The organism is Streptomyces sp. NPDC059373 (assembly GCF_042751495.1).
GTDB lineage: Bacteria > Actinomycetota > Actinomycetes > Streptomycetales > Streptomycetaceae > Actinacidiphila.
Window position 1 is genome coordinate 49,741 of record NZ_JBHYXC010000002.1, and the last position, 25,727, is coordinate 75,467.

The window sequence follows — 25,727 nt, forward strand, 5'->3', positions numbered from 1 at the left end:
TCGTTAGGGCTCGGCGGTCGTACAGGGCCTGGTTCAGAGCGACTTGACCTCAAGTCTGATTGAGGTACAAGACTGGGCGCATGCGAGTCATTGAAGCAGTGCGATTCGGCGGGCCAGAGGTGCTTGTCCCCCGCGAGGTGCCGGACCTCACGGCGGGGCCGGGGGAGGCCGTCGTCGGGGTGTCGGTGGCGGACGTCATCTTCGTGGAGACCCAGATCCGGAGCGGCTGGGGCGGCGAGTACTTCACCGTCAGGCCGCCCTATGTCCCCGGGGGCGCCGTCGCCGGGCATGTGCTGTCCGCCGGGGCTGGGGTCGACCCGGCCTGGGTGGGCCGGCCTGTCCTCGCCCGGACCGGGGTGGCGGGCGGCGGCTACGCGGAGCAGGCCCTCGTCCCGGCCGAGGCCCTCATCCCGGTGCCGGACGGCCTCGGACTGCCCGAGGCCACCGCCGTGATCACCGACGGCCCCACCGCGCTGGGCCTCCTCGACGCCCTGCCGGTTCGTCAGGGCGAGCACGTCCTCATCCTCGCCGCCGCCGGCGGCATGGGCACCCTCCTCGTCCAGCTCGCGCACGCCTCCGGCGCCCACGTCATCGCGGCCGCCCGTGGCAAGCGCAAGCTCGACCTCGCCCGCGAGCTCGGCGCCGACATCGCCGTGGACTACTCGCAGCCCGGCTGGACCGGCCTGGTCCTGGATGCGACGGCAGGCGCCGGCCCGGACCTCGTACTCGACGGCGCCGGGGGCGAGTCCGGCCGCGCCGCGTTCGACATCACCGCCGACGGCGGCCGCTTCTCCGCCCACGGCACGCCGGGCGGCGGCTTCGCGCCCATCGCGGCGGCGGAGGCGGAGCGGCGTGGCATCACCCTGCGCGGCATCGCGGATGTGCAGTTCTCGCCGGAGCAGGTCAGGAGGCTCGCCGAGCGGGCCCTGGCGGAGGCCGCCGCCGGGCGTGTCCGGCCCGTCATCGGCCGGACCTTCCCGCTGGCGCAAGCCGCCGAGGCGCACGCGGCGGTCGAGTCGCGGGAGGTGCTGGGCAAGACGCTGCTGGTGATCTGAGGCTGTCGGAGGCGGGCGGTACGGTTCCTGCCATGGGAGATCCGAGGCACGAACAGTACTGCGACGCCGTCGAGTCGGGCGTCGCCCGCTTCATCGAGATTGTCGGCGGCGCCGACCCGGCCCTGCCCGTGCCGACGTGCCCCGGCTGGACCCTCGCCGACCTGACCAAGCATCACGGCACCACCCACCGCTGGATGGACCACCTCGTAAGCACCCGTGCCACCGAGCGCGTCTGGTCCCGCGACGTCCCCCTCGACCTCCCGGACGACCCTTCCGAGTACCCCGGCTGGCTCGCCGCCTCCGCCGCGTCCTCACTGCGTACGCTGCGCGCCGCCGATCCGGACGCGTCGAACTGGACGCACGGCGTCGACCAGCACGTCCGTTTCTTCCCGCGCCGGCTGCTCTTCGAGGCCGTCGTCCACATCGCCGACGCGGAGCTGGCGGTCGGCCTCGAGCCGGGGCCCGTCGACGCGGCCACGGCGGCCGACGGCATCGACGAGTTCCTGGAGAACCTGACGTGCTACTCCCACATCGAGGAGCGGGTGCGCGAGTTGGGCCGGGACGGCGACACTCTGCATCTGCACGCGGCCGACGGCGACGGGGAATGGCTGATCGGCCTCGGTGACGGCGGCTTCACGTGGCGCCACGGTCACGGCAAGGGCGAGGTCGCCGTCCAGGCGACGGCGGCCGACCTGCTGCTCCTCACGTACGGCCGGATACGCCCCGACGACGACCGCCTCACCGTCTTCGGCGACCGCGAGCTGCTGGAGGCGTGGCTCGCGGCGACGGCTCTGTGACGGCCGGGCTCAGTCGCCTTCCGGCCCGGTGGGCACGTCCAGCACGGTCCCGTACAGGCGGTTCACCTTGAGCCTGATCACCACCCGGCGCTCGGCGACCTGCTGTCCGAGGAACGCCTCCTCGTCCTCCGGCCGCGCCCCGGGCGGCAGCATGCCCAGCAGCTCCCGCCCGACCGTGTCCCCGGACACCGTCGTGACCTCCGAGACCTGCGCCTCCCCCTCGGCGACCGCGAACGACCAGTGGTCCTCGCTCGACACGTGCAGCGCGGCCCGTGAGTCGGCGTGCAGCTGCCGGACCTTGACCCGGTCGGCGGTCGTCGAGAAGCGCACGACACGCTCCTGGGGATTCCAGCTGTAGAGCATGGTCGTCAGGTGCGGATGGCCACTGCGCTTGTTGGTGGCAAGCGTCCCGAACTGATGGGTGCCCAGCAGCTCGGAAAGCGCCGCGTCGGAGAGGGCGCGGGGCGCGGGACCGACGTCTTCACTGCTGCTGTTGTCTGCCATGACGCAGGTAACTGCCGCTGGCTGTAGGGATATTCCGGCCGGGGCAACGGCGAGGGCTCCGGCCGATGCGACCGGAGCCCTCGACAACACCGCGGGAACTAGGCGCGGGCCTCGCCCACGGCGGCGCCGAGCGCCTCCTTGATCCGGGGGCCGATCCGCGAGAAGCCGAGCTCCTTCATGGCGGCGCGGAGCAGTTCGTCGTCCGTCCGCTTCTCGCCGTCGCTGTCGATCCAGCGTACGAGGGCGGTCAGTTCGGTCGCGGAGTACGCCGTCACCGGGCGCCCCGGCGTGAGCGCGGGCTTCCGGGGGCGGCGCGGGCGGGTCGTCTTCGGCACGGACGGGGCGGCCGGGGCGGCCTCGGCTTCCGGCGCGGGGGCGGGCTCGGGCTCGGTGGCCGGGGCCTCGGCTTCTGTGGTGACCGGCACGGCCACCGGCTCGGGCTCCGCCACGGCCTCCACGACCGGCTCGGGCTCGATGATGACGGGCTCGGGCTCAACGACAGCCTCGGGCTCGGCGACCGGCGACGCCGGCTCCGCCGCACGCGGCTCCGGGACGGTTACGGCCTCCGGCTCGTCCAGCTGGGTCAGCAGTTCCTCCAGGCCCTCGGCCGGGAGGCGGTCGCGGAGGCCGCGGAGGGTGGGCAGCCGGTAGAGGGTGCCCTCGTCGGCGGCGAGGCGGTCGAGGAGGTCGGCCAGGTCGTCGAAGGTGAGGGCGTGGAGGTCGCGCTCGGGTCGCAGGAGGCGGCCCAGGGCGGCGAGGCCGGCGTCGGCCGCCTCGACCGCGCGGGCGACGGTGTCCAGCAGCTCGGCGTCGTCCGGGAGGGCCGGGGCGGCAGCGGCTTCCGCCGTGGCGAGGGCGGCCCACTGGGTGCGCTCCTCGGCGGCCGAGGCGAGGGCGGCGTGCAGCGTGCCGACCCGGGTGCGGCGCGACACGGCCAGGCCGCGCGCCCGGCCGCGCAGGGCACGGCGGCGCAGCCACGGCACCTTCACGCCCTGCTCCTTGCGCCAGGAGCCGCTCGCGGTGGCGGCGACCAGCTCGTCCAGGTCCCCGGCCTCGTACGCCTCCGGGCCCAGCGCGGCCAGCGTGCCGCGTACCCGCAGCAGCAGTGCTACCGCCCGGCCGGTCTCGCCGACCGTGCCCGGCGCGCCGATCAGGGCGTCGGCGGCTTTCCGTACGGCGGGCAGGTCCCGGCCGCGCAGCTCCGCGAGGACGGTCGAGGCGGCCCGGGCCTCCTCCGGGGTGCCGATGGTGTCCACGGCGGCGTACCAGGCGTGGGTCTCGGCGGTGAGTGTGAATCCGCCGAGGTCCGCGTAGCTGCGCAGATCCTCCCGCAGTTCGGGGGACAGGTCGGTCGGGTGCAAGGAGGGTGCGGTCATGTGAGGTCCGGTTCCAAGCGAGGAGGGCTACGAGGGCTGGGGCGGCGGCGCAGAACAGCCGCGAAAGCCGACTGGCGTCGGCCTACCATAAGGCCGCCCCCCGAAGCAGCGCACGCGCCCCGGCGGCCCGGGCAGTCCCGCGAGGCCCAGAAGGCCCACAGGAACCGCCCGGAAAGGCGCCGCGAAACTCGCGGGAAGAGCTCCCGGCGAAGGGCTCAGGGCGTGACGACCAGGCGCCCGCGAAGTCCGCCCGCCGCCAGCCGCTCGTGGGCGTACGCGGCCTTGTCCAGCGGGAACGTCCCGGCGACCCGGGCCGTCAACCGGCCCGCCGCCGCCAGGGCGGACAGCTCGGCGAGCTGATCCCGGTCGACGGCGGCCCATATGTTGGCCACCCGGATCCCGCGCAGCGGGAGCGGAGCGGCGGCGCCCAGCACGGCGACGAACGCCCCCCGGTTGCGCACCGCGCCCAGCGCGCGCAGGCCCGTCGAGGCCGCGTCGAGCGCCCCGTCCACCCCGCCGGGTACCAACTCCCGCACCCGCTGCGCCAGATCGCCGCCCTCGCCGCGCGGCACGAACCACTCGGCGCCCCGCGCCCGTACGAAGCCCTCGTCCCCGGCCCCGGCGACCGCCACCACCCGCAGCCCGCGCAACGCGGCCAGCTCCGCCGCGAAGCCCCCGACCGCGTCGGCCTGCTCCCGCTCATGCGCTCCATCAAGGCCTGGGCCGAGGCCCACATGGACGACGTCCTGGCCTCCCGCGCCGCCTACGACGCTGCCTACGACACCGCCTCGGCCGACGTCCACGCCGGCTGAGCCGTCAGGTCCAGCCGCCAGTCGTTGCAGCGCAGCGGATTCCCCCTCGGGTACTCGAAGTCGATCTCGCCCAGCAGTTCGAAGCCCAGCCTCCGGCAGATCCCGTTCGACGCCGGATTGCCCACCGACGGAAACGCGTGCAGATATCTGTGCCTCCCCTCCCCCGCCGCCCGGGCGATCGCCGCCTCCCCGGCCGCCACCGCGATCCCCCGCCCCTGATACCCCGGCAACACACTCCACCCCGTCTCGTACACCGTCTCCCCCCGCCACTCCGTCTCCCAGTACCCGATGCCCCCCACCAACTCCCCCTCCGGCACCAACGCGACCCCGAACATCCGCCCCGTCCCCTTCCCCTCGACCTCCGCATAGCGCCGGTGCCGCGCCACCACCTGCTCATCGCTCTCCGGGCCGCCCAGATGCGTCATCATCTCCGGCGCGTTGATCCTCCGCTGCAGCTCCAGAAACCGGTCCTCGTCCACCCACGGCTCAATCCGTACGTTCGTCTTCTCCATGCCTCCCTCGTACCACCCCTCACCGACAACCGCCCCCCACCTACGCTGGGGACAGCTCCGCGCCAACGGATTTGCTGGACGGCTGACCTTGAGGAATGGGTGAAGGATGAAGCTGCGCTGCGCCATGCTCGACGACTTCCAGGGTGTCGCGATGACGATGGCGGACTGGACGCCGATCGCCGACGCGGTGGAAGTCGTCAGCTTCACCGAACACTTCGCGACGGAGGAGGAACTCGCGGTCGCGCTGGCGGACTTCGACGTCGTCGTGACGCTGCGCGAGCGCGTTCCGTTTCCGGCGTCGCTGATCGGCCGCCTGCCCCGGCTGAGGCTGCTGATCGCGTCGGGGATGCGCAATACGGTGATCGACTTCGACGCCGCCCGCGAGCACGGAGTGACGGTCTGCGGGACGGAGAGCTCGTTGACGCCGCCGGTGGAGTTGACATGGGCGCTGGTGCTGGGACTGGCGCGGGGGATTGTGGTGGAGGCGACGGCGCTGAGGGAGGGCGGCCCGTGGCAGAGCACGGTGGGGGTGGACCTGGAGGGGCGTCGGCTGGGGGTGCTCGGGCTGGGGAGGATCGGGCGGCGGGTGGCGGAGATCGGGAAGGCGTTCGGGATGGAGGTGGTGGCGTGGAGCCAGAACCTCACGACGGAGCGGGCGGACGAGGTGGGAGTCGGGCTGGCCGCGTCCAAGGAGGAGTTGCTGGGGAGCAGTGACTTCGTGTCGATCCACCTCGCGCTGAGCGACCGTACGCGCGGTCTGCTCGGGGCCGCCGAGCTGGCGCTGATGAAGCCGACCGCGTACCTGGTCAACACCTCCCGGGCGGCCATCGTCGACCAGGACGCGCTCGTCGCCGTGCTCCGCGAGGGCCGGATCGCCGGGGCGGGCATCGACGTTTTCGATGTCGAGCCGCTCCCGGCGGACCACCCGATGCGCGGCGTCCCGCGTCTGCTGGGGACGCCGCACATCGGTTACGTGTCGGAGAGCAATTACCGTACGTATTACGGTCAGGCGGTCGAGGACATCGCGGCCTTCCTGGCGGGCGAGCCGGTCCGCCGCCTTACCGCTTGACCAGGCGTACGGACAGGCCGGTGGCCGTGTACACCGGGACGGCCCGGTAGCCGTCGGCGTCGACCGTGATGGTGCCGAACTGGCCTTGCAGGCGGCGGGTGCGGATCACCGGCAGCGTGGCGCCGTGCCCGGCGTCGGGCGCGAGGCGCAGGGCGAGGACGCTGCCCTTGGCGAGGACGACGGAGCGGTCGACGGTGAGCGGGGCGTCGCAGCCAGCACCGCCGAGGGGCAGGTCGAGGACCGCGCCCGCCGACTGGGCGTACGAGCCGCTCAGGCGAACCCCGGCGGTGAGCCGCAGCGTGCCGCCGGTGACCCTGACGTCGCCGCGGCCGAGGGCGGCGGAGGAGGCGGCGACGAGCGTGCCGGCCTCGACAGACGTGCCGCCGGTGTAGCGGTTGGCGCCGGTGAGGGCGAGGGTGCCGGTGCCGCGCTTGGTGAGGGAGGCGGAGCCGTCGATGTCGTTGCGCCAGGTGTCGGCGGCGCTGAAGCCGGTGTCGGCGGCGTTCATGGTGACGGTGACGTCCGCGTCGAAGGCGCCGTAACCGTCGGCCGCCGCGAAGAGGTTGAGCCGGCCCCACTGCTCGGTGCCGTCGAGCAGTTCGTACCCGGAGGGCAGGGCGGTGGTGCGGAGCACCTCGCGGCGCTGGGCGGCGTCGAGGTACGGCAGCCGGGTCTCCAGGAGGACTTCGGCGCCCTTGGGCACGGTCATCGGCACGTCGCGGCGGCCGCTGCGCGGGAGGACGTACGTCAGGTGGGGCGTGACGGAGGCGGCGTTGGCCTCGCGGTCGGCGTACGGATCGGTGTCGGGGCCGGCGGAGTGCGCGTAGGCGTACAGCGTGTCGGCGGTGGTGCCGGTGTGCGCCTGGAGGTACGCGGCGGCCTGCGCGCGGGCGGCGGACTTGAGGTCGGCGTTCTGCGGGTCGTACAGCGTGGCGGCGGCGAGCGCGGTGGCGAGGGTGCGGCCGCCGATGACGTCGACGGTGGAGTGCATGCCGGCGACGATGCGGGTGTGGCTGAGGTGGGAGGCGCGGGCGACCAGCTCCTGGAAACGCTCGGGGATCGCGTAGGCGAGGGCGAGCGAGGCCAGGTAGAAGGCGTTGGTGTGGCCGCTGGGGAAGCCGCCGTCCTCGGCCGGGACGGTGGAGCGCTGGCGGAGCAACTGCGGGGCGACGACCACGTCGGACTTGTAGACGGGGTAGCCGAGGTCGTCCGTCACACCGGTGTCGACGACCTCGCTGTCCTCCGTCATCCGCCAGGGGCGCGGGTACTGGTAGGCGTACTTGCTCGGGTTGCCCGACGCGTAGGTGCCCCGCAGCGTGTTGACGAGCTGCGCCACCGTGCCGAGGTCCGAGTCGGTGGCCCCGGCGCCGAGCGCGGATCCGGCGGGCGCGTCGGCGGGGAGGGCGTCGCTGATGGTGGTGGCCGGGGTGCCCTCCGGTGCGACGGTGATGCCGGTGACGGCCTTGGCCCCGGCCCGGTAGAGGTCGGCGAGCGGGCCGAGGCCGACGATCGGGGAGTAACTCTGGTGCTGGCGGTCGTAGATGAAGGCCTCGGCGGACTCTGCCGCCGTACGGGCCGTGGTGATCCTGACGGAGTAGCGGACGTTGGCGCGCAGCGTCTCGGCCGCCAGGACGGTGCCGTTGTTCCAGGCGGTGCCGGTCTGCCAGAGCTTCTGCATGCCGGTGAGGATGCGGACGGCGGCGTTGGTCTCCGGGGTGAGGTTCGCGGTGACGTTGGTGGTGTAGTCGTCCACGAAGGGCAGAGCCGACGGGGTGGCCGTGGCGGCGAACGCCTGCGGGCTCACCAACCAGTTCAGCCCGGTCGGAGCGGCGACCAGCGCCGCCGAGGCCCCGGCGCCGAAGGTGAGGAAGCTCCGCCGGTTCACACCGGTCCTGCCGGTCTTCTCGATCAATTCCGTCATGTTCTTCTCTCCGCGACAGCCGACCCGGGGGTGGGAGGCGTGGGCGGGAGCAAGCGCTTGCCCACGCCGATGCGCACGGATTATCGAACATCGGAGCGGCGACGGGCCAGATCAATCGCGTTACGTTGGTGAACATTTGTGGCGCCGGGGATGAACACGCCAGTCCGACCTGTCGAACGGATCAGACCAGCACCTTCTCCAGTGAAGCAAGCGCTGACTCCAGCTCCTCCGACGTGATCGTCAGCGGCGGGGCGAGGCGGATCGTCGAGCCGTGGGTGTCCTTGGCCAGGATGCCTTCACGCATGAGGCGTTCGCTGATCTCGCGGCCCGTGCCGAGGGCCGGGTCGATGTCGACGCCCGCCCACAGCCCGCGCGCCCGGTACGAGGTGACGCCCCGGCCCACCAGCGCGGCCAGGCCGTCCCTCAGGACCTCGCCCAGCTCGGCCGCCCGGCGCTGGAACTCACCGGTCGCCAGCAGCCCCACGACCGCCGAACCGACCGCCGCCGCCAGCGGGTTGCCGCCGAAGGTGGACCCGTGCTCCCCGGGCCGCAGCACCTCCAGCACCTCCCGGCGCGCGACGACCGCCGAGACCGGCACGATGCCCCCGCCGAGCGCCTTGCCCAGCAGCAGCACGTCCGGCCGTACGGATTCGTGGTCGACGGCGAGCGTCCTGCCCGTACGCCCCAGCCCCGACTGGATCTCGTCGGCGACGAACAGGCACCCGGCGCGGCGCGTCAGCTCCCGTACGCCCGTCAGATAGCCGTCGTCCGGTATCAGGACCCCGGCCTCGCCCTGGATGGGCTCGATCAGCACGGCCGCCGTCGTCTCGTCCACGGCCGCTTCGAGGGCGGCGAGGTCGTTGTACGGGACGCTCCGGAAGCCCGGCGTGAAGGGCCCGAACCCGGCGCGGGCGGTTGGGTCGTCGGAGAAGCCGACGATGGTGGTCGTACGGCCGTGGAAGTTGCCGTCGGCCACGACGATCGTGGCCCGGTCCGCCGGGACGCCCCTGACCTCGTACGCCCACTTGCGGGCGACCTTGATACCGCTCTCCACGGCCTCGGCGCCGGTGTTCATCGGCAGCACCATGTCGAGGCCGGTCAGCTCCGCCAGGCCCTCGGCGAAGCCGGCGAGGCGGTCGTTGTGGAAGGCCCGGGAGGTGAGGGTGAGCTGGTCGAGCTGGCGGTGCGCGGCCTCGACGAGGGCGGGGTGGCGGTGGCCGAAGTTGAGGGCCGAGTAGCCGGACAGCATGTCGAGGTAGCGGTGGCCCTCGACGTCCTCGACCCACACGCCCTCGGCCCGGGCGACGACCACGGGGAGGGGGTGGTAGTTGTGCGCGAGCACCGGCGCCTCGGCGCGGATCAGCTCTTCGGACGTACGGCTCGGGTCAGGGCTCGGACTCATGAACGGATCTCCTGGGTGCAGCACTTGATGCCTCCGCCGGCCTTGTGGAATTCCGACAGGTCGACGGGGACGGGGACATAGCCGCGGTCGGCGAGCCGGTCCATGAGACCGGCGGCCTGCGGGGCGACGAAGACATGACGTCCGTCCGAGACGGAGTTGAGGCCGAACGCCATCGCGTCCTCCCGCGTGGCGATCACCGCCAGCGGATACAGCCGCTCCAGCACCTCCCGGCTCCCGGCCGAGAAGGCCCCGGGGTAGTACGCGATGTTGGTGTCGTCCAGGGCGAACAGCGCCGTGTCCAGGTGGTAGAAGTACGGGTCCACGAGCTGCAGCCCGATCACCGGCACCCCGAAGAACTCCTGCGCCTCGCGGTGCGCCTCCGGCGTGGTCCGGAAGCCCGTCCCCGCCAGGATGAAGCGCCCCGCGGCCACCAGGTCGCCCTCCCCCTCGCAGACCGACTCCGGCCGGTAGACGTCGTAACCGGCCGCCTTGAACCACGTCTCGTACGCGACCGACTCCGGCCGCCGCTGCGGCGCGTGGAAGTACGACCCGAAGACCCGCCCCTCCAGCACCAGCGCCGCGTTCGCCGCGAACACCATGTCCGGCAGGTCCGGCTCGGGCCGCACCGTCTCCACCGTGTGGCCCTGCTCGCGGTAGACCCGGACCAGGCCCTCCCACTGCCGGCGGGCGAGCGCGGCGTCGACCTCCGCGTCCTGACTCATCCAGGGATTGATGGCATACCGCACGTCGAAGTGGTCCGGCTCGCAGACCAGATAGCGCCTTGGCATGCCCTCAACGGTAGGAAGTGGCGGCCACGCGCGACAAGAAAGGAAAGCTGCGCGTAGGCGTCGCTTTGCTGCGCAAAAAGCCCGGTCAGCGCAGGTCTGCTGCGCCGCCTCCGGTAGCTTCGGGCGCCGGCTCACGCGCCCCGGCCTCCGCACTGTCCGGCAGCAGATGGGACAGCACCAGGTAGCTCATCGTCTTCCGGATGAACGGCTCGGCCCTGATCCGCTCCAGCACCTCCTCGAAGTGCTCGACGTCCGTGGCCCGGACGTGCAGCAACGCGTCCGCGCCCCCCGTCACCGTCATGGCCGCCGTGATCTCCGGGTGGTTGCGTACGACTTCCGCCAGCCGCCTCGGCGGCGCCGCACCCTCGCAGTACACCTCGACGTACGCCTCCGTCCGCCAGCCGAGCGCCGCCGGCCGGACCGTCGCGGTGAACCCGGTGATCACCTCGTTCTCCCGCATCCGGTCCACCCGGCGCTTCACGGCGGTCGCCGACAGGCCGATGGCCGCGCCGATCTCCGCGAAGCTCGTCCTGGCGTTCGCGATCAACGCCGCCACGATCTTGCGGTCCAGCTCGTCGAACGGCGCGGCCTTGTTGTTCATGACCGGTGATCCTTCTCCTCCGACCCCCGGGTACGCAATGTCCTGACTTCTGCGGGGCCGGGTCTAGCTCCATCCCCCCGAGAAGTCGCCGTTGAGCTGGGCGGAGCAGATGTTGTAACCGCCGCTGGCGTGACCGGACTTGGTCTGCCCGTCGATGGTGACCGAGCAGTGGATGTCGCCGCCGCCCTGCAACTGCGCCGTGATCGCGTAGTAGAGGGCGTCGTCCTTGACCGTCAGGTTCTTGGTCATCGGCAGCCCGTGCCCCTGGATGTTCTCGCTGTCGCTGCCGTACGTGATGTCCACCCCGGACCCGGCCCTCCCCCAGACCTTGAACACCGCCTTCCCCGCGGGCGCCGCCGTCGTCTTCTTCGCCGCCGGCTTGACGGTGACCGTCCTGGTGACGGTCACCGTGGGCGCCGGCTCCGCCTGGTCGGCCGTGAGCGCCTTGGCGTCGGCCGTCACGGTGACGGTGGGCGCGGGCTCCGCACCCGTGGTCGTGCCGTCGCCGCCGCCGGATCCTCCGATGGCGATGCCGACGACGAAGATGGCGGCGGCCACGGGAATCGCGATGCGCTTACGGGCCCACTTCGGTCCGCCCGACGGCGGCTGCTGCTGCGGCGGTTGCGGCGGCACGGGCGGCGGAGCGCCCCAGCTGGGCTGGCGGCGTGGTGGCTGCGCGGGTTGATTGTCCCAAGTCACGATGTCCCCCCTGGGCGATACGTGGAGAGTTGACCGTAGCGCCGCATGTGGACGAAGTGTGATGGTCTCGTGAAGGCGGTTACCTTGTTGTGATGTTGACGGTGCGGCGCTCAGGGCGTGGTGGGGGTCGCGCTCGGCACGGAGGACGCGGACCGGCGCGCCGCCGTGCCCCGGACCGGGACGCGCCCGGTGGCACCCGAGGAGGGCGACGTCGTACGGGGAGCCGCGCTCCCGCCGGGCGTCGAGGCGCTGGGTGTCGGGCGGAGCGGGGTCGGGCGGAGCGGGGTCGGGGCGGGAGCGGTGGCGGCCGGCGGGACGAGCGGAGGCGCCGTCGGGGCAGGGACCGTCGGGGTGCCGACGAGGTACGTCGGCAGCGCGACGGCCACCGCCGCCGCGACCGCGAGGCCGCCGCCGAGGGCCGCGCGTACCCGCCGCCTGCGGGCCGCGTCGCGGCGGATGCGCGCGAACGAACCGGGCGGTGCCACAAGGGTCTCGCCGCCGGGCCGCATCAGCGTCACCAGCGGGTCGTCGTCGCGGAACCCGTCCGCGCCGTCGGAGCCCTCAACGTGTCCGATCAAGGTCTCCTCCCAGCCTGGCGCGCAGCAACTCCCGAGCCGCGTGGAGATCGGCCTTCACAGTGCCCTCCTTCCGTCCCGTCAACGCCGAGACCTCCCGGACCGGCAGGTCCGCGTAGTAGTGGAGCAGTACGGGCGTGCGCAGCCGCTCGGGCAGCGACTGCACCAGATGCCGCATGGAGTCGCCGGCGGGTTCGCCCTGGTCCCGTACGACCGCCTCCGTGGTGGCCCGGCGCATGGCGCGCCGCTCGCGTTCCAGTTTCCGCCAGTGGTCACGGACCAGGTTGGCCGCCGTGACGTAGAGGAACCCGCGCGGCTCCTCCACCCTGGTCCAGCGCGCCCAGAGGCGGGTGAACGCCTCGGAGGCGATCTCGTGGGCGGTGCCGTCGTCGTCGACGAGACGGCGGCACCACCCCGCGAGGCGCGGATAGAGGTCGGCGAACAGTTCGGACGCCGCCGCATCCTTCGCTCGGCTCAACGGGCTCCCTCGTGTGCGGCGGCAAGGGAGGCGAATACGACCACGTTGTCACGGTAGCCGCCTCCCCCGCTGATCCGGGGGCCGCCGCAGGTGATCAGCCGCAGCGCCGGGTGGCTGACGTTCCCGTACACGGCGTCGGTCGGGAAGTTCGACTTGGCAACCGTCTGCACCCGGTCCACGGTGAACTCCGCCGACGCCCCGTCCTGGAGCCGCGCGACGATCCGGTCCCCCGGCTTCAGCCGCCCGAGGTGCAGGAACACCCCGTCCCCGTACTGACCGACGGTCACATGCGCCAGGATCACCGACGGGCCGACCTGGCCCGGCGTCGGCGAGCCCTGGTACCAGCCCGCCGGCGCGTTCTTCTCGATCGGCGGCACCTCCACGGTGCCGTCCGCCGCCAGGCCGAGCCGTATGACGGGCGTGTCGACCCCGATGCCCGGAATCTCCAGCCGCACCGGTACCGACCGCGCGAGCGCACGGGGCGTGGCCGTTCCGCCGCTCGTCGACGGCCCGGACGGCCCGGACGCGCCGGCCGGGGCCGGTCCGTTCTCGACCCGGACTCCGCCCCCCGAGGCGCACCCGGCCAGCACGACTGCGGCCACCAGTACGGTCAGCAGCCGCCCGGCGCCCTCGCTTCCCCGCAAGAGTCAGCCCCGGACCTTGGACCTACGGCGCATCACAACCACCCCGGCCCACCCCAGAACCGCGGCCCCCGCCGCCAACTCACCCGCGACCACTGCCCCGTTGCTCCCGCCGGCCGTCAGCGGCACACCCGTGTCCGGCGCCCCCGCCGGCACCGAGCTCACCTGCCGCCCGGGCCTCGTCGCCGTCGGAGCCGGAGACGGCCGACCGGACTGGCTCGGCCGTGACGTACTCGTGGCACTCGGCACAGCCGAGGGCGCCGCACTGGCTCGCGTGGCAGTCGGCGTCGGCGACGACCCGTCAGCTAGCGCGGGTCCCGCGCCGAGTACCAAAGCGGCACAGGCCAGGCCAAACGGAAGCAAGGGATTCTTGCGCATGTACGGCTTCTCTCTCGCCTGCCCGCCGCCACAGCTGACGGCGGGCTCTGTTGTGATCGTGCGGAGAGACGAACCGCCCCCGGCCCGGGTTGTAAAGGAATGGCAAACTCCAACTGGCCGTCGGCCACGGGCCGGAACGTGCCGCGGCCCCACCGGATCACCGCGTGGCGTAAAGATCACCCCACGGTTCCGACGGACCGACGACAACATCTGTCTGTTCCTGATAAGAAATGCGCACACTTCTGGTTAAGGGGGATAGCTCCTGCCTGCGCACACGCTTGCGCAGACGCGCCCGCCGCCAGAGTGAGGCTTCGACCACCGATCCACCCATGGATGACGGTGCGTCAGTTTCTAGGAGATTCTGCATGGCCAAGAAGGTCCACGCCGCGCCGGGACGTCCCGGACCCGCGGTGGGCAAGACCGGCACGCGCGCCAGAGTTGTCGCGGCGGCAACCACCGCCGCCGTCGCTCTCACCGTCGTCGCCGCCACCACCGCCGGCGCCGCGGCCACCGAGGGGGGCGAGACCGGATCGCACGCGCCCAAGCGAATAGGCACGGCCCCCCGCGTGCCGGCCGGCGCGACCGCGGCCGGCACGACCGCTTCGGGCACCGCGCTGCACCTCAGCGTGAACCTCGCCCCGCGTGACCCGCAGGCGCTGGCCGACTTCATCACCGCGGTGTCCACCCCGGGCAACTCCCAGTACCACCACTACCTGGCCAAAGGGCAGTTCGCGTCGGTCTTCGGCCCGACCCCGGCCACCGTCGCCGAGGTCTCCCAGGCGCTGAAGGCGGCCGGCCTCACCCCCGGCAACGCCAGCACGGACGGCCTGTCCATCCCGGTCACCGCCACCGTCGCGAAGGCGTCCCACGCCTTCGGCACCGGCTTCCGGAACGTCCGGCTCAAGGACGGCACCACCGACTACCTGAACACCTCGGCTCCCTCACTGCCCGCGAACATAGCGGCGTCGGTGACCGGGATCGTCGGCCTGAGCGACATCAACACCATCACCAGCCACCACTCCGCCGTCCGTCACGCGAGCAAGGCCGGCTCGGTCGCCGGACGCGCCTCGCGCGCTGTGACCCCCAACGCGTACAGCCCGGGGCTCTGCACCGACTTCACCAGCAGCGGCTACACCGACGGCACCGACTACTACAGCCCCGGCAAACTGGCCGGCGCCTACGGGATGACCAGCTCCGCCACGGTCGGTGCGGGGCAGACCGTGGCCGTGTTCGAGCTGGAGAACGTCGACGCCAGCAGCATCGCCGCGTACCAGTCCTGCGTCGGCACCAGCACCTCGGTCTCCCACGTGTACGTCGATACGACGGAGGGGGCCGGCGCCCCGGCAAACGACGGAAGTGTCGGCGTGGAGTCGGCGCTCGACATCGAGGACCTGATCGGTCTGGTGCCGGGGGCGAACATCGTCGACTACCAGGGCGTGGACGCCACGTCCGCGACCGACCAGAACGTGCTCGACGTCTACCAGCAGATGGTCACCGACGACCAGGCGCAGGTGATCTCCAGCAGTTGGGGCGAGTGCGAGACGGTCGAGAGCAGCGCGACCGCGAACGCCGAGAACACCATCTTCGCGGAGGCCGCCACGCAGGGCCAGAGCGTGGTCGCCGCCTCGGGTGACGACGGCTCCAGCGACTGCTACCGCGCGACCGGCTCCACGGCGAAGGCCGTCGACGACCCCGCGAGCCAGCCCTACGTCACGGGCGTCGGCGGTACGACGATGACCACCTCGGGCAGCACCACGACCCAGAAGACGTGGAACAACGCAAGCGTCGGCGGTGGCGGCACCGGTGGCGGCGCCTCCTCGCGCTGGGCTCCCGTCATCTACCAGGGCGGTATCGCCACCACGACCAAGCGTGCCGTCCCGGACGTCTCCGCCCTGGCGGACCCGTACACCGGCTACCCGATCTACTACCTGGACGAGGCCTATTCCACCAGCCCCGTCCCCGGCATCATCGGCGGCACCAGCGGCGCGGCCCCGACCTGGGCCGCCGCCATCGTCCAGGCCAACGCCGGCACGGCCTGCCAGGCCAACGGCCAGGTCGGCTTCCTCAACAACGCCCTCTACAAGGCCGCACGGAGCAGCTACCCGACGAACTTCTGGGACGTCACCAGCGGCAACAACTCCGTGTACGCCACCGGCTTCACAGCGGCGGCCGGCTACGACGAGGTCACCGGCCTGGGCTCGCCCAAGGAGGCCGGCCTGACCACCGCGCTCTGCGCGGCCAAGGGCACGGCGGCCACCGGCGCCTCCACCTTCCACCCGCTCAGCAGCCCCAAGCGCCTGCTGGACACCCGCAACGGCACCGGCTGGGGCCTCAGCTCCATCCCGTCCACCAAACCCCTGGTCGCGGGCGGCACCGCCCCGGTCAAGGTCGAGGGCGTCGGGGGGATCCCCAGCAGCGGCGTGACCGGTGTCGTGCTCAACCTCACGGCCACCGGCACCACCGGCGCGGGTTCGGTGATCGCCTGGGCCGACGGCACCAGTAAGCCGTCGACCAGCAACCTCAACTGGACCGGCGCGAGCCAGACCATCGCCGCCTCGGCGACCGTCAAGGTGGCCGGCGACGGCGTGGTGGACCTCTACACGAGCAGCACCACCAACCTGATCGCCGATGTCCAGGGCTACTACACCAGCGATACCACCGGGTCCAAGTACACGGCGCTGACCCCGGCCCGCCTGCTGGACACCCGCTCCAAGGTCGGCATCCCCACCAACACCAAGATCTCCAACGCGGCGATCAGCCTCAAGGTCCGCGGCCACGGCGGCGTGCCGAGCGGCGCCACCTCCGTGGTGCTCAACCTGACGGCGACCCAGACCGTCGGCGGGGGCTACCTGGAGGCCTACCCCGAGGGCGCCACCCGCCCGACCGCCTCCAACGTCAACTGGTCGGCCACCGGGACCACCATCCCCAACCTGGTGGTCGTGCCGATCGGCAGCGACGGCAACGTCAGCATCTTCGTGCGCAGCACCAGCCACGTGATCGCCGACGTCTCCGGCTACTTCTCCACCAGTGGCTCGTCCTTCCAGACGGTCACCCCGCTGCGCCTGCTGGACACCCGTAAGACGACGGCGCTGGGCTCGGGCAAGACGCTGGCCCTGCAGATCGCCGGTGCCGACGCCATCCCGACCGGCGTCAAGGCCGTCGTGCTCACCGTCACCGTCACCGGCACCACCGGCACCGGCTACCTCACCGCCTGGGCCGACGGACATAGCCGTCCGACGGCCTCCAACCTGAACTGGGTGAAGGGCAAGACGATCGCCAACCAGGTGATCGTGCCGGTCGGCTCCGACGGCAAGGTGGACTTCTACACCAACAGCACCACCAACGTGCTCGCGGACGTGGCCGGCTACATCAGCTGACCACCGACGCCACTACAGCCGCGGCCCCACCGGAGTTAACCGGTGGGGCCGCGTTCACGCAGGACAGCGGTGGCGAGACCAGCCGCCTGCGGGTAGGCCGTGTGGGACTCGAACCCACAACCAATGGATTAAAAGTCCACTGCTCTGCCAATTGAGCTAACGGCCCGCACACCGCAGCATAGCCGGACGCCGGCGCCGGCTCCGAGCGCATTGGTGGTCGGCGGGGATCAAGGGTGGGTCAAGGTGGGGTCAGGGGTGGTGTTCGAGCTCGGCGACGAGGCGGGCGAGGACGGGGAGGGTGGCGTGGAGTCGGTCGCGGTCGGGGGCGGGGAGGCGATCGAGGGCGGCGGTGAGGGTGGCGGCGCCTGCGTGGTCGTAGCGGGAGAGGAGGTCGAGGGCGCGGGGGGAGGGGGCCAGGAGGACGGTGCGGTTGTTGCCGGGGACGGGGTGGCGTTCGACGAGGCCGGAGGCGGTCATGGCGCGGACGAGGTTGCTGACGGTGGAGGGGGCGACCTTGAGGCGGGTGGCGGCGGCACGGGGGCTGATGCCGTCGCCGTTGGAGGCTGAGGCCAGGACGCGGAGGAGTTCGATCTGGGCCTCGGGGAGGTCGGGCAGGTCTTCGGCGCTGCGTACGGAGCGGAGTACGGCGCGTCGCAGGGGGCCGAGGAGGTGGTTGAGCTCGGCGGCGGTGTCCATGGACCTCATGGGGACAGTTTGCGGCATGGCGTGAGGATGATCAGTTTTGTAGCAAAATAATTTTGTGGCACGCTTGAACCACGGCGGGGGTGACCACACACGCAAGGAGCCGCACAAACATGACCACCAGCGTCCAGAACCCGGTCCCGGAGCAGGACCTGTCCGAATTCGTCGGCGCCCACCTCATCTACACGTACGCCAATGGCTGGCAGTACGAGATGTACGTCAAGAACGCGACGACCATGGACTACCGGATCCACTCCGGCATGGTCGGCGGCCGCTGGGTCAAGGACCAGGCCATCGACCTGGTCCGGCTGGACGCGGACAGCTACAAGGTGTCGTGGACCGAGCCGACCGGCACGTCCGTCGCGGTGAACGTCATGCCGGGAAAGCGGCGGCTGCACGGCGTGATCTTCTTCCCGCACTGGGTGGAGGAGCACCCGCAGCGGACCGTGTGCTTCCAGAACGAGCACCTGGACGAGATGCGCCGGTTCAGGGACGAGGGGCCGACCTACCCCGTCTATGTGGTGCCGGAGTTCGCGTACATCACCTTCTTCGAGCAGTGCGCGCCCGACGACGAGAGCGTCGTCGACCGCGCGCCCGGCGAGCTGCCCGGGGGTTACGCGTCCCGGACGAACTGACCGACGGGCGCCGTGGCAGGATCGCGGACATGGCGAAAGATCAGCACCCCGTGGCCCTGGTGACGGGATCGACGTCGGGGATCGGCGAGGCGGTCGTGCGGCGGCTGGCGGCGGACGGGATGCGGGTGGTCGTGCACTCGGGCCGCAGCCGGGAGCGGGGTGAGCGGATCGCGGCGGAGGTGGGCGGGAGCTACGTGCAGGCGGATCTGGCCGACGAGGGAGAGGCGCGGGCGCTGGTGGAGACCGTGCTCGCCCGGCACGGGGGACGGCTCGATGTGCTGGTGAACAACGCCGGGATCAGCCGGCCGATCCCGCACGCGGATCTGGCCGCCGCGCCGCCCGAGGTCTGGCGCGAGCTGCTGGAGGTCAATCTCATCGCGCCCTGGGTGTTGTGCACGGCGGCGTTGCCGGCGTTGCGCGAGGCGCCCGGCGGTGGGGCGATCGTCAACATCACGAGCCATGCGGGGGTTCGGCCGAAGGGGTCGTCGATCCCCTACGCGGCGGGGAAGGCCGCGCTGAACCACGTCACCCGGCTGCTCGCCGCCGCGCTGGGTCCGGCCGTTCGGGTGAACGCGATCGCGCCGGGGCTGGTGGACACGCCGATGACGCGGGACTGGGCCGACGCCCACGAGCTGTGGAACGAGCGGTCGCCGATGCGCCGCCCGGCGCAGCCCGAGGACGTGGCGGACCTGGTCGCGTCCGTGATCGGGAGTACGTATCTGACCGGCGAGGTGATCGTCCTCGACGGCGGCCTCAATCTTCGGTAGACGAAACGGGCGCGGCCTTCATGAACCAGTGGCGGGCCGAGACGAACCACCACATCGCCGCGAAGCCCAGCACCACCGCCACCGCGACCGGGGCGTAGTTGAAGCTGTTGACGGTGACCGGGCTGAGCTGCGGCAGCATGAACAGCACGGTGATCAGGACGACCCAGATCACCGCCAGCACGCCGATGGGGCGGGACCAGCGGCCGAGGTGCCAGGGGCCGCGTTCGAAGGCGTCGCCCTTGCCGAGGCGCAGCAGGGTCGGTATGACGTACGCGATGTACAGACCGATGACGGCGATCGAGGTCACGGCGGCGTAGGCGGTCGCGTTGATCAGATACGGCAGGCCGAGGACGAGGGCGCCCAGGGCGGCCAGCCAGACGGCGTTCGTCGGGGTCTTCGTACGCGGGTTGATGTGCCGCCAGACGCGGGAGAAGGGCAGCGCGCCGTCCCGCGAGAAGGCGTAGATCATGCGGGAGTTGGCGGTTACGGACGCCATGCCGCAGAAGAGCTGCGCCCCGATCACGACGAGCAGGAGCAGCTTGCCCGCGGTCGCGCCCAGCCCGTCGATGAGGATCTGCGCCGGGGGCACGCCGGTCGGGCTCTTGAGGGTTTCGTCGTAGCCCTGGATCGCGTACGTGAAGCCGAGCAGCAGCACGAAACCGGCGATCCAGGAGATCCAGATGGACCGTACGATGCCGCGCGGCCCGGCGGTGGCGGCGTCGTGGGTCTCCTCGGTCATGTGGGCGGAGGCGTCGTAGCCGGTGAAGGTGTACTGGGCCATCAGCAGGCCGAGCAGGACGACGTAGAAGCTGCTGCCCCACCCGGTGTTGTTGACGAAGTGGGTGAAGACGAAGGACGTCGACTGGTGCTTGCCGGGCACGAAGGTGAGCGCGCCGACGATGAGCACGACGCCGATGACGTGCCACCACACACTGATGTCGTTCAGTACGGCGACGATCCGCACCCCGAAGGTGTTCAGGCCGCCGTGCAGGACGAGGATCGCGGCGAAGAGCAGGATCGTGTGCCCGGGGGTCGCCGTGAGGCCGAACTGCAGGTCCAGGTAGGCGTTGAGGAAGAAGGCCGCCCCGAAGTCGATGCCGGCGGTGACCGCCACCTGCCCGAGCACGTTGAACCAGCCCGCGAACCACGCCCACGCCGCCGCGCTGCGCGGGGGCGCCAGCTTGTGCGCCCAGTAGTAGAGGCCGGCGGAGGTCGGGTAGGCCGAACAGATCTCGGCCATCGCCAGGCCGACGATGAGCGTCATCAGGCCGACGCCGACCCAGCCCCAGGTGATGACGGCGGGGCCGCCGGTGTTCATGCCGAAGAGGTAGAGCGTCAGGCAGCCGGAGAGCACCGAGATGATGGTGAACGAGACGGCGAAGTTGGAGAACGCGGACATGCGGCGGGCCAGCACCTGGGTGTAGCCGAGCTGGCGGAGGCGCTCCTCGTCGGAGAGGGGCTGGGGCGCTTCGGACGCGGGTGAGGCATCGGATTTGGGTGCTGTCATGCCCCCAGCAATTCCCTTGCCGGGGGCGTGACATGCGTCACGTTTCGGTACAGCCGCCGACTACCCCTTCGGCGTGACCGACTTGCTGGTCGCCTTGCCGCTGGCGTAGCCGGTGCGCTTCGCCGTGACCGTCACCGTGATCTTCTTGCCCTTGTCGGCCTTCACCAGCTTGTACGTGGACTTGGTGGCCCCGCTGATGGCCTTGCCGGCGCGCTTCCAGACGTAGCTGTACGACGTCGCCGCCGGGCTCCAGGTGCCGGGCTTCGCCGTCAGCTTCTGCCCGACCTTCGCGGTGCCCTTGATCGACGGCTTGGTGGTCGCCGTCAGCTCCGGCCCGACCGCGACCGTCTTCGCGGCCGAGGTCGCCGTGGCCGTGCCGCCCTCGTTGGCGGCGGAGGCCCGGCAGGCGATCTTGTGGCTGTAGTCGGAGCCGGTCAGCTTGCGCTTGGCGGCGGTGGCCCCGGCGATGGCCTTGCCGTCGCGCAGCCAGGCGTACGAGGTCGGGGACGTGGCCCCGCTCCAGCTCACCTTGCAGGTGAGGGTGGAGGCGGTGCGGGCGGTGCCGGAGAGGGTCGGGCCGGTCGCCACGGGGAGCGTGGTGGCGACGGAGAGCTGCCAGTTGGTGTCGATGCCGTCGTCGTCCACCGTGGTGTCGAGGACGGCCGTCGCCCGGCCGTCGGGCGCGACGGCGACCTGGCCGTAGACGGACTCCGCCGAAGCCGCGCTGACCGTCGTCAGCCCGCCCCACGTCCCGTCGGCGGCCCGGGTGGCCGAGACGAGCACGCGCTCGGCCTCGTCCGCGTCGCTGACGTTCTGCGTCCACACCGCGCGCACCGTGCCGTCGGCGGCGATCGCCGCGTCGAACTGCTCGGGCACGTAATGCGTCGACAGCGTCCTGACGGCGGACCACGTGCCGGTGGCGGCCGACCGGGTGGCGGTACGGGTGCCGAAGGAGCCGGTGTAGTCGACCCACACGAGCGTGACGTCACCGTTCGGGCCGGTCAGCGGGACCGGGGTCTCGGACAGGTCGGCGGTGGCGGTCACCGTCCCGACGGCACCCCAGGCCGCGCTCCCGGCCGGCCGGGTGGCCGACACCAGCGTCGCGTCCTCGGTGGACAGGTCACGGGCCACCCACACCACGGTGACGGCACCGTCCGCGCCGGCGGCGATCCTCGGCGAGTTGGACGAGGTGCCGGCGTCGGACACCAGGACCGGGTCGCCCCACGCGGTGGCGGACGCCGCCCTGGTGACCGTATGCACCGTCGAGCCGGCCTCGGTCTCCACGCCGTACGCGACCGTCGCCGTACCGTCGGCGGCCACCGCCAGCTGCGGTTCCCCCAGGTACTCCCCGGTGCCCGTGGCCGACGCCAGCTGTACCGGAGCCGTCCAGGCCGCGCCCGGTTCCGCGCGGTCCGCCGACTCCACGGCGGACTTGGTGGAGCCGTTCATCCACACAGCCGTCACCACGCCGGCCGCGTCCTCGCCCAGGTGGACGAACGCCAGCGTGCTCGCCGACGTCACCTCCACCGGGTCCGACCACGAGGAGCCGTCCTTCGCCAGTACGGCCGTCAGCAGCCGGTCCTCGGAGCCGTTCTCCACCCAGGCCGCCGTCACCGTGCCGTCCGCCGACGCCAGCAGCGTCCCGTAACCGCTCTCGGTCGAGATGTCGGCCAGCGTGTGAGCCGCTCCCCAACTGCTGCTGCCCGCCGCCCGCCGGGCCACCTGCAGCTCGTACACGGACCCCGCGACCGGCCTGCGGGACCACATCCCGACGGCCGAGCCGTCCGCCGCGACCACGACATCCGTCAGGCTGATCGCGTCCGCCGTACCCGTCAGCTGCGTCGGCTTGCCCCACGCCGCCGCTGTGGTGGCCGCCGCGGCGACCGTCGGAACAGTCACGGCCGTCACGCCCGACCCGATGACCGCCGCAGCGACCAGGGCGGCCGATATGCGGGCTCGTCTGTGAGCCTTTGTCACGCTTCTCCCCAGGGAAAGTGTTGGTGATGGAGGAACCCGAAGGACACACGGCCTAGAACAGGCCCTTGTAGCCCTTCCAGCCCGTCGCGATCTTCTTACGGGCCCCGAAGGACCCCTTGCCGTCGCCGGCGTAGCGGTACAGATTCCCGGACGTGTCGCGGGCCACCAGATCCGCCCTGCCGTCCCCGGTGATGTCGCCGACCCCGACCACGGCGTTGTACGACGACCCCCAGCCGGAGGCGATCTTCACCCGGCCCTTGAAGCCGCCCTTGCCGTTGCCGCTGTAGCGCCACAGCCGGTTGGACTTGTCCTGGGCCAGCAGATCGCCGTACCCGTCGCCGTTCAGGTCACCGACACCGACGACCTTCTTGTAGCCCGACCAGTCGGAGGCGACCTTCACCCGGCTCTTGAGCTTGCCACCGCTTGTCGCCGCGTAGAGGTAGACCGCGCCGTTCGAGGACTTCCGCGCGATCAGGTCTGCGCGGCCGTCACCGGTGATGTCCCCCGGCGAGGTCAGGACGTTGTACTGATTGAAGCCGGTGCCGAGCTTCACGCGCCCGCTTTCGACGATGTCGTACTTCCCGCAAGTGCCCGCGTAGCGCCAGAGGTTGCCGGAGGAACGGCGAACCAGCAGGTCGTTGCAGCCGTCCTTGGTCAGGTCTCCCACCGGGACGACCTTCGCCGAACCCTCCCAGACAGGGCCGACGTTCCCGGCCTTGGAGAGGGTGCCGGTGCCGGTGCCCTTGGCAGTCTTGAGCCGGCCGCTGGAGGTGACGGCGAAGAGGTCGCCGAAGCCGTCGTCGCCGTCGTCGGAGAAGTCCCGCCAGACGGCTTCGCCGCCGATGACATGGACGGTGCCGCTGTCGGTGATGGCCGAGTTGTCGCCGTCGGCGGATCGTACGGTCAGGGACCAGGTGTAGGCGCCGTTCGGGAGAGGGTTCTCCTCGGCGGTCCAGCCCTCCCAGGCGACCTCCAGCCGGCCGCGCGTCGCACTGCCGGTCAGCGTATCGACGGTCTTCCCGGTCGCCTTGCGCTTGATGACGGCGGTCCAGGAGGCGGCGGGCTTTGACAGCACGTACGAGGAGATGACCGACCAGGTGCCGGCGTCCACGGTCGTGCCGGTCTTGTCCGTGTGCAGGGACGTGATGGCCTGCGCCGGAATGCCCGTGTCCACCACGTGCACCTGCTCGGAGGAGTCCGCGTACGCCACCCGCGACCCGAACTTGTCGACGTCCCAGCGCAGATGGCGCTGGTCCGTGCCGTCGTCCGGGAGGTCACCGAGCGTGCTGGTCACCGCTGTGCCCGAGTGGACGTCGGTGAGGACGAGTTCGCCGGCCGACTTGTCGTGGCTGACCACGTAACCGTCGCCCAGCAGCGCCTGGCCGGACGGCACGCTCACGGAACTCTTCGTCGTACGGTCGTAGACCCCGGCGGTGCCGGACGAGCCGGTGCAGGACCAGTAGATCCAACGGCCGAGCGCCTGCAGTTCGGACGGCACGCAGCCGGAGCCGGTGTCGACGGTCTCCTTGGTCTCCGTCGTCTCGAGGTCGAGCGCGGTGACCGTTCCGGCGGTGGTGCCGGGCGTCCAGAGCGTGCCCGCCCAGAGGGCAGCAGAGGTGGCGGTGAGCTGCAACGGAGTGGCGCTGCCTACACGGACTACGTACTGCGTGTGCGTATCGGCCAGGGTGTAGACGATGTAGTCGAGGTTGGCGTCCGTGATCTTCCCGCCCAGGGGGACGGAGTTCTCGGCCCAGTCGTACGCACCGGGGCCGTCGCTGTAGATGGTGTTCGTGTTGCCCGACTTCCCGACCACCCGGGCGAAGCGCCCGTCGCCGAGTCCGTGGAGCGCCCGGCAGCCCTCGTCGCCCTCGTCACAGTCGAACACCGGGTACTCGAAGTCGGTCAGCCGGGTGCGGGCCCCGTAGGTGAGCGGGCCCTGGGCGCTCAGGGTGCGTACGTAGTCCCAGCGGCTGCCGGCGGCGGAGTCGGTGGTGACCAGCGCGCCCTGGGCCACGGCCAACCCCTGCACCGTCGCGGGGACGGGCGGCAGCTTCTTCGCCGTGGTGACCACCGGCGTCCCGTCGGCGCCCTCGACGATGCGGCGGATACCCCAGTCGGTCACGCCGGTGCCGCCGATGGCGACGGCTGTGCCGTCGGAGGCTGCCGAGACCTGGTAGGTGCTCTGGGCCAGCAGGGTGACAGCGGTTCCGCCGGTCAACGGCACGGCCTTGATCGCGGAGCCGGATGCCGTCTGATAGACCAGCGAGTCCCCGACGATCGCCAGGTCGTAGCCCCCTTCCCGGGAAGCCGCTGTGGACCCGGCGACCTCCGTCGGCTGCGCGCCCGGGTCGGATCGCGGAACGACGGTCACCGAACCGCTGCTCGTGTACCAGCCCAGGTAGTCCGGGGTCAGCAGGACGTACCGGTCCGTGCTCGCCACTGCGATCGGGGCGGTGTACGAGGTCACCGCCGCCGTGGCGGGGTCCACCAGGAGGTACCGGCGCTGCCCGTCCGCGGTGACCGCCGTGAAGACGACCGACGTCTCGTCACCGCCGACCGATGCGCCGAGCCTGGAGCCGTCGGGCGGGCCGGTGACGATCTGATCCCGCGTGCCGCCGTCTCCGGCGGGAGTGAGGAGGTGCCAGACGTAGGAGATCGTGCCGTCCTCGGCCGTCACCCTCACATATGCGGTGACGGTTGAGCCGAACGTACGGTAAAAGGTGAGCCCGTCCGGGATGGTCACCGTGCTCGCGGTGTCCGTGGCCATGTCACGCAGCTCGACCTGCCGCGACGCGGCGCTGTAGTAGGCGAGCGCGTCGGTACCGGTACCGGTGGTCGACGTGACGTCGGCGAGGCCGGACGCGGTGACCGGAAAGCTCTGCCCGTCCGAATAGCGCGTCCACTGCGCGCCGTCGAGCCCCTCCTCGGTGTGGAAGACCCCGGCGGCACCCGCACCGTCGCTCTGGTAGCCGTTGTTCCCCGCGTACAGCAGCTTGGCGCCCCGGACCGTGCTCCGGTCCGTTGCCGGAATGACCACTTCGGACGTGGTGCCCGCGACGGCGTTCGTACTGAACGAGACTGCCCCGACGGCGAGTCCCATGGATATGAGCGCGGCGATGCTCCCGCGCACGAGGGCATGACGAGCCACTCGATC

Annotated in this window: 22 protein-coding genes and 1 tRNA gene; 6 read left to right on the forward strand and 17 right to left on the reverse strand. The window is 71.7% G+C overall.

Annotation, left to right across the window (positions count from 1 at the left end; all coding sequences use genetic code 11):
- Nucleotides 1-80: 80 nt before the first annotated feature.
- Nucleotides 81-1,055 carry a zinc-binding dehydrogenase gene (locus tag ACFXJ5_RS04405; RefSeq protein ID WP_384626696.1) on the forward strand — a complete coding sequence of 325 codons (975 nt, stop codon included), beginning with the start codon at nt 81-83 and terminating at the stop codon, nt 1,053-1,055.
- Nucleotides 1,056-1,087: 32 nt separating this feature from the next.
- The gene (locus ACFXJ5_RS04410) at nt 1,088-1,852 is read left to right on the forward strand and encodes a maleylpyruvate isomerase family mycothiol-dependent enzyme (RefSeq protein WP_384626699.1); all 765 of its coding nucleotides are present in this window, start codon (nt 1,088-1,090) and stop codon (nt 1,850-1,852) included.
- A gap of 9 nt (nt 1,853-1,861) precedes the next feature.
- Here ACFXJ5_RS04410 and ACFXJ5_RS04415 read toward each other — a convergent pair whose 3' ends face one another.
- The 4 genes from ACFXJ5_RS04415 to ACFXJ5_RS04430 form a co-directional block, all read right to left on the reverse strand.
- Nucleotides 1,862-2,356 carry a pyridoxamine 5'-phosphate oxidase family protein gene (locus tag ACFXJ5_RS04415; protein WP_384626701.1) on the reverse strand — a complete coding sequence of 165 codons (495 nt, stop codon included), beginning with the start codon at nt 2,354-2,356 and terminating at the stop codon, nt 1,862-1,864.
- A gap of 98 nt (nt 2,357-2,454) precedes the next feature.
- Nucleotides 2,455-3,732, reverse strand: coding sequence for a hypothetical protein (locus ACFXJ5_RS04420; RefSeq protein ID WP_384626704.1), 1,278 nt, complete (start codon nt 3,730-3,732; stop codon nt 2,455-2,457).
- A gap of 215 nt (nt 3,733-3,947) precedes the next feature.
- Nucleotides 3,948-4,535 carry a zinc-binding dehydrogenase gene (locus ACFXJ5_RS04425; protein WP_384626707.1) on the reverse strand — a complete coding sequence of 196 codons (588 nt, stop codon included), beginning with the start codon at nt 4,533-4,535 and terminating at the stop codon, nt 3,948-3,950.
- A complete protein-coding gene (locus ACFXJ5_RS04430) occupies nt 4,508-5,056 on the reverse strand; it encodes a GNAT family N-acetyltransferase (protein WP_384626710.1) in 549 nt (182 codons plus the stop codon). The genes ACFXJ5_RS04425 and ACFXJ5_RS04430 overlap by 28 nt, the downstream gene beginning before the upstream one ends.
- 106 nt (nt 5,057-5,162) lie before the next feature.
- Between ACFXJ5_RS04430 and ACFXJ5_RS04435 the strand changes: the two genes are divergently transcribed.
- Nucleotides 5,163-6,125 carry a D-2-hydroxyacid dehydrogenase family protein gene (locus tag ACFXJ5_RS04435; protein WP_384626713.1) on the forward strand — a complete coding sequence of 321 codons (963 nt, stop codon included), beginning with the start codon at nt 5,163-5,165 and terminating at the stop codon, nt 6,123-6,125.
- Here the strand turns inward: ACFXJ5_RS04435 and ACFXJ5_RS04440 are convergent.
- The 8 genes from ACFXJ5_RS04440 to ACFXJ5_RS04475 all read right to left on the reverse strand — a co-directional run bounded on the left by ACFXJ5_RS04440 (nt 6,115) and on the right by ACFXJ5_RS04475 (nt 13,233).
- On the reverse strand, nt 6,115-8,046 hold the full coding sequence (locus tag ACFXJ5_RS04440) for a phosphatase PAP2 family protein (RefSeq protein WP_384626716.1): 1,932 nt from the start codon (nt 8,044-8,046) through the stop codon (nt 6,115-6,117). The two genes, ACFXJ5_RS04435 and ACFXJ5_RS04440, sit on opposite strands and share 11 nt — an antisense overlap.
- A gap of 181 nt (nt 8,047-8,227) precedes the next feature.
- The gene (rocD, locus tag ACFXJ5_RS04445) at nt 8,228-9,448 is read right to left on the reverse strand and encodes an ornithine--oxo-acid transaminase (RefSeq protein ID WP_384626717.1); all 1,221 of its coding nucleotides are present in this window, start codon (nt 9,446-9,448) and stop codon (nt 8,228-8,230) included.
- Nucleotides 9,445-10,236 carry a dimethylargininase gene (gene ddaH, locus ACFXJ5_RS04450; RefSeq protein ID WP_384626720.1) on the reverse strand — a complete coding sequence of 264 codons (792 nt, stop codon included), beginning with the start codon at nt 10,234-10,236 and terminating at the stop codon, nt 9,445-9,447. Before ddaH ends, rocD begins: the two co-directional genes overlap by 4 nt.
- An 85-nt stretch (nt 10,237-10,321) precedes the next feature.
- Nucleotides 10,322-10,837 carry an Lrp/AsnC family transcriptional regulator gene (locus ACFXJ5_RS04455; RefSeq protein ID WP_384626723.1) on the reverse strand — a complete coding sequence of 172 codons (516 nt, stop codon included), beginning with the start codon at nt 10,835-10,837 and terminating at the stop codon, nt 10,322-10,324.
- A 63-nt stretch (nt 10,838-10,900) separates the two neighbouring features.
- On the reverse strand, nt 10,901-11,536 hold the full coding sequence (locus ACFXJ5_RS04460; RefSeq protein WP_384626726.1) for a hypothetical protein: 636 nt from the start codon (nt 11,534-11,536) through the stop codon (nt 10,901-10,903).
- Nucleotides 11,537-11,646: 110 nt separating this feature from the next.
- Nucleotides 11,647-12,114, reverse strand: coding sequence for a hypothetical protein (locus ACFXJ5_RS04465; RefSeq protein ID WP_384626729.1), 468 nt, complete (start codon nt 12,112-12,114; stop codon nt 11,647-11,649).
- Complete coding sequence (locus ACFXJ5_RS04470) at nt 12,098-12,589, reverse strand: RNA polymerase sigma factor (protein WP_384626731.1); 492 nt, start codon at nt 12,587-12,589, stop codon at nt 12,098-12,100. The genes ACFXJ5_RS04465 and ACFXJ5_RS04470 overlap by 17 nt, the downstream gene beginning before the upstream one ends.
- Nucleotides 12,586-13,233, reverse strand: coding sequence for a class F sortase (locus tag ACFXJ5_RS04475; protein WP_384626734.1), 648 nt, complete (start codon nt 13,231-13,233; stop codon nt 12,586-12,588). The genes ACFXJ5_RS04470 and ACFXJ5_RS04475 overlap by 4 nt, the downstream gene beginning before the upstream one ends.
- Before the next feature lie 740 nt (nt 13,234-13,973).
- Between ACFXJ5_RS04475 and ACFXJ5_RS04480 the strand changes: the two genes are divergently transcribed.
- The gene (locus ACFXJ5_RS04480) at nt 13,974-16,985 is read left to right on the forward strand and encodes a protease pro-enzyme activation domain-containing protein (RefSeq protein ID WP_384626736.1); all 3,012 of its coding nucleotides are present in this window, start codon (nt 13,974-13,976) and stop codon (nt 16,983-16,985) included.
- 93 nt (nt 16,986-17,078) lie between these two features.
- On the opposite strand, the gene ACFXJ5_RS04485 is transcribed toward ACFXJ5_RS04480, so the two are convergent.
- Together ACFXJ5_RS04485 and ACFXJ5_RS04490 are read right to left on the reverse strand one after the other, a co-directional pair.
- Nucleotides 17,079-17,151: transfer RNA gene (locus tag ACFXJ5_RS04485), tRNA-Lys, on the reverse strand.
- Between the two features lie 83 nt (nt 17,152-17,234).
- Complete coding sequence (locus tag ACFXJ5_RS04490; RefSeq protein ID WP_384626739.1) at nt 17,235-17,690, reverse strand: MarR family winged helix-turn-helix transcriptional regulator; 456 nt, start codon at nt 17,688-17,690, stop codon at nt 17,235-17,237.
- Nucleotides 17,691-17,800: 110 nt separating this feature from the next.
- Between ACFXJ5_RS04490 and ACFXJ5_RS04495 the strand changes: the two genes are divergently transcribed.
- Together ACFXJ5_RS04495 and ACFXJ5_RS04500 are read left to right on the forward strand one after the other, a co-directional pair.
- Complete coding sequence (locus ACFXJ5_RS04495) at nt 17,801-18,322, forward strand: phenolic acid decarboxylase (RefSeq protein ID WP_384626740.1); 522 nt, start codon at nt 17,801-17,803, stop codon at nt 18,320-18,322.
- A gap of 29 nt (nt 18,323-18,351) precedes the next feature.
- Complete coding sequence (locus tag ACFXJ5_RS04500; RefSeq protein ID WP_384626743.1) at nt 18,352-19,089, forward strand: SDR family NAD(P)-dependent oxidoreductase; 738 nt, start codon at nt 18,352-18,354, stop codon at nt 19,087-19,089.
- Here ACFXJ5_RS04500 and ACFXJ5_RS04505 read toward each other — a convergent pair.
- Genes ACFXJ5_RS04505 through ACFXJ5_RS04515 form a run of 3 tightly spaced genes read right to left on the reverse strand, consistent with a single transcriptional unit; the run spans nt 19,076 to nt 25,721 of the window.
- Complete coding sequence (locus ACFXJ5_RS04505; protein WP_384626745.1) at nt 19,076-20,596, reverse strand: amino acid permease; 1,521 nt, start codon at nt 20,594-20,596, stop codon at nt 19,076-19,078. The genes ACFXJ5_RS04500 and ACFXJ5_RS04505 overlap by 14 nt on opposite strands.
- A 60-nt stretch (nt 20,597-20,656) precedes the next feature.
- Nucleotides 20,657-22,573, reverse strand: coding sequence for a hypothetical protein (locus ACFXJ5_RS04510; protein ID WP_384626748.1), 1,917 nt, complete (start codon nt 22,571-22,573; stop codon nt 20,657-20,659).
- A gap of 52 nt (nt 22,574-22,625) precedes the next feature.
- Entirely contained in the window at nt 22,626-25,721 is a 3,096-nt protein-coding gene (locus ACFXJ5_RS04515; RefSeq protein ID WP_384626750.1) for an FG-GAP-like repeat-containing protein, read from the reverse strand.
- Nucleotides 25,722-25,727 lie beyond the last annotated feature (6 nt).

What these genes read in the sequence shown, in the direction of transcription:
- ACFXJ5_RS04405 (WP_384626696.1), top strand. Translation starts at nt 81, where the DNA reads ATGCGAGTCATTGAAGCAGTGCGATTCGGCGGGCCAGAGGTGCTTGTC.
- ACFXJ5_RS04410 (WP_384626699.1), top strand. Translation starts at nt 1,088, where the DNA reads ATGGGAGATCCGAGGCACGAACAGTACTGCGACGCCGTCGAGTCGGGC.
- ACFXJ5_RS04415 (WP_384626701.1), bottom strand. Translation starts at nt 2,356, where the DNA reads ATGGCAGACAACAGCAGCAGTGAAGACGTCGGTCCCGCGCCCCGCGCC.
- ACFXJ5_RS04420 (WP_384626704.1), bottom strand. Translation starts at nt 3,732, where the DNA reads ATGACCGCACCCTCCTTGCACCCGACCGACCTGTCCCCCGAACTGCGG.
- ACFXJ5_RS04430 (WP_384626710.1), bottom strand. Translation starts at nt 5,056, where the DNA reads ATGGAGAAGACGAACGTACGGATTGAGCCGTGGGTGGACGAGGACCGG.
- ACFXJ5_RS04435 (WP_384626713.1), top strand. Translation starts at nt 5,163, where the DNA reads ATGAAGCTGCGCTGCGCCATGCTCGACGACTTCCAGGGTGTCGCGATG.
- ACFXJ5_RS04440 (WP_384626716.1), bottom strand. Translation starts at nt 8,046, where the DNA reads ATGACGGAATTGATCGAGAAGACCGGCAGGACCGGTGTGAACCGGCGG.
- rocD (WP_384626717.1), bottom strand. Translation starts at nt 9,448, where the DNA reads ATGAGTCCGAGCCCTGACCCGAGCCGTACGTCCGAAGAGCTGATCCGC.
- ddaH (WP_384626720.1), bottom strand. Translation starts at nt 10,236, where the DNA reads ATGCCAAGGCGCTATCTGGTCTGCGAGCCGGACCACTTCGACGTGCGG.
- ACFXJ5_RS04455 (WP_384626723.1), bottom strand. Translation starts at nt 10,837, where the DNA reads ATGAACAACAAGGCCGCGCCGTTCGACGAGCTGGACCGCAAGATCGTG.
- ACFXJ5_RS04480 (WP_384626736.1), top strand. Translation starts at nt 13,974, where the DNA reads ATGGCCAAGAAGGTCCACGCCGCGCCGGGACGTCCCGGACCCGCGGTG.
- ACFXJ5_RS04490 (WP_384626739.1), bottom strand. Translation starts at nt 17,690, where the DNA reads ATGAGGTCCATGGACACCGCCGCCGAGCTCAACCACCTCCTCGGCCCC.
- ACFXJ5_RS04495 (WP_384626740.1), top strand. Translation starts at nt 17,801, where the DNA reads ATGACCACCAGCGTCCAGAACCCGGTCCCGGAGCAGGACCTGTCCGAA.
- ACFXJ5_RS04500 (WP_384626743.1), top strand. Translation starts at nt 18,352, where the DNA reads ATGGCGAAAGATCAGCACCCCGTGGCCCTGGTGACGGGATCGACGTCG.
- ACFXJ5_RS04505 (WP_384626745.1), bottom strand. Translation starts at nt 20,596, where the DNA reads ATGACAGCACCCAAATCCGATGCCTCACCCGCGTCCGAAGCGCCCCAG.